The sequence below is a fragment of the Microbispora sp. CSR-4 genome (assembly GCF_008033685.1).
In the GTDB taxonomy this organism is placed as follows: domain Bacteria; phylum Actinomycetota; class Actinomycetes; order Streptosporangiales; family Streptosporangiaceae; genus Microbispora.
This window is the reverse complement of sequence record NZ_VJVX01000150.1, coordinates 1-1,918: the sequence shown is the minus strand read 5'-3', so window position 1 is coordinate 1,918 and position 1,918 is coordinate 1. Positions and strand designations below refer to the sequence as shown.

At 70.1% G+C, this 1,918-nt stretch carries 1 protein-coding gene and 1 pseudogene; both read left to right on the top strand.

Features of this window, described 5'->3' with window-relative positions; genetic code table 11:
• Nucleotides 1–1,011, top strand: a pseudogene (locus FLV34_RS39110) (IS21 family transposase); the annotation flags it as partial.
• A complete protein-coding gene (gene istB, locus FLV34_RS39105) occupies nt 1,011–1,802 on the top strand; it encodes an IS21-like element helper ATPase IstB (RefSeq protein WP_147945566.1) in 792 nt (263 codons plus the stop codon). The pseudogene FLV34_RS39110 and the gene istB, both read left to right, overlap by 1 nt.
• Nucleotides 1,803–1,918 lie beyond the last annotated feature (116 nt).

Sequence of the window (1,918 nt, the reverse complement as noted above, 5' to 3'; positions counted from 1 at the left end):
GTGCCGGCCTATGCGCTGACTGACAACGAAAAGACCGTCACAGCCGAGCACGTGGCCGGGATCGCGGTCCGCAACGCCGAGATCGTCGAGGTGGCCAAGCATTACGGGATGACGATCCGCACCTGTGTGCCGGCCGATCCCGAGTCCAAGGGCGGCAGCGAGGCGACGGTGCGTATCGCCAAGGCCGACCTGGTGCCCACCGAGGTCAACCTGCTGGGCGAGTATCGGACGTTCGCGCAGTTGGAGACGGCCTGCCGGGAGTTTTGCCAGCAGGTCAACACGCGGGTGCACCGCCTGAGCCGGCGGGTGCCCGAGCAGATGCTGGCCGAGGAACGCGCCCGGCTGCACCCGCTGCCGGCCTCGGCGTTCACCGCGGCGTTCGGCACGACCCGGCGGGTGAACTGGGACTGCACCATCTCGGTGGAGGGCGTGCGCTATTCAGTGCCGCATCGGTTGGTCGACACGCGGGTCTGGGCCCGCTTCCACGGCGATGAGCTCATCGTCACCGCCGTCGCCGACGACGGCACTGCCGGTGAGGTGGCCCGGCACCGGCGTGGCGACGCCGGGACGCCGGTGATCGACCCTGCGCACTACCCACCCCGCCCGGACAAGGATGCCGACCGCATCCCCAAGGCCACCAATCCCGAGGAGGCGGCGTTCTTGATGCTCGGCCCCGGGGCCGCCTCCTGGCTGAGTGAGGCCGCCGCGGCGGGCACCCGCCGGATCCGGGCCAAGATGGCCGCGGCTGTCGCGTTGGCCAAGCTGTATTCGCCCAGTGCGGTCGACCGCGCCCTGGGCACCGCAGCCGTCAGCGGCCGCTTCGCCGAAGCCGACTTGTTGTCGATCCTGGACTACCAGGCCCGCCGGGCCGGTGCTGAGCCCACCCGGCCGGGTGAGGACCACAGCCTGCAGCCGGGCACCTCCGCCTGGGCCGCTTTCGGCACCGCCGTTGCCGCCCATGCCGAGCCCGCCCTGCCCGCGCCCGCCGACCAGGAGGAGGACCTCATCTGATGGCCACCCCGTTGCGCACCGTTCCCGCCTCCGCCGGTGACCCGCTGGCCGAGGCGATCGAGCTGACCCGCCGTCTCAAGCTTCCCCACATCCGCCGGGCTTTGCCCGAGGTCGTGCCCACCGCCAAGGCGCAACGCTGGGACCCCGCCGAAGTGGTGCGGGTCCTGCTCGCCGAAGAGGCAGCCGGCCGGGACCGGGCCAACTTGGCCACTCGCCGCAAACGTGCTGCCTTCCCCACCGGAAAGACCTTCAGCGACTGGGACGAGAGCGCATCCTCCATTCCCCGCCCCACCCAAGACGCCCTCAAGAGCCTGGAATGGGTGACCCGTCGTGAGAACCTGTGCATCTGCGGCCCCTCGGGCACCGGCAAGAGCCACTTCAGCGAGGCGCTGGGCCAGGCCGCCGTCGAGGCCGGGCTGACGGTCGTCTGGTTCACCATCGAAGATCTCGGCGCCCTGGTCCGCCGCCACCGCGTCGATGACTCCATCGCCCGCGCCCTGGCCCGCATCATCCGCGCCGATCTGATCATCGTCGATGACATCGGCCTGCTACCGGTCTCCCCGGACGCCGCCGAAGGTTTCTACCGCTTGGTCGATGCCGCCTATGAGCGGCGCAGTCTGACGGTGTCCAGCAACCTGCACCCGTCCGGGTTCGACGAGATCATGCCCAAGACCCTGGCCACCGCCACGGTCGACCGGCTGCTCCACCACGCCCACGTCGTGGTCACCCAGGGTGACAGTTTCCGGCTCACCCAGGCCACCTCCGGACAGGGGGTGAAGCCCTTCAGCTAACCCGATCAACACCGACGGTGGGGAGATAACTGGCCGCCGTCGGGGAGAACTTCGTGGCCGCCAGCGGGGAGATCTCAAGGCCGCCCACGGGGAGAACCAAATGGCCGTTGACAGGT

Excerpts from the sequence above, each read along its gene's own strand:
- istB (WP_147945566.1), top strand. The coding sequence starts at position 1,011 with ATGGCCACCCCGTTGCGCACCGTTCCCGCCTCCGCCGGTGACCCGCTG.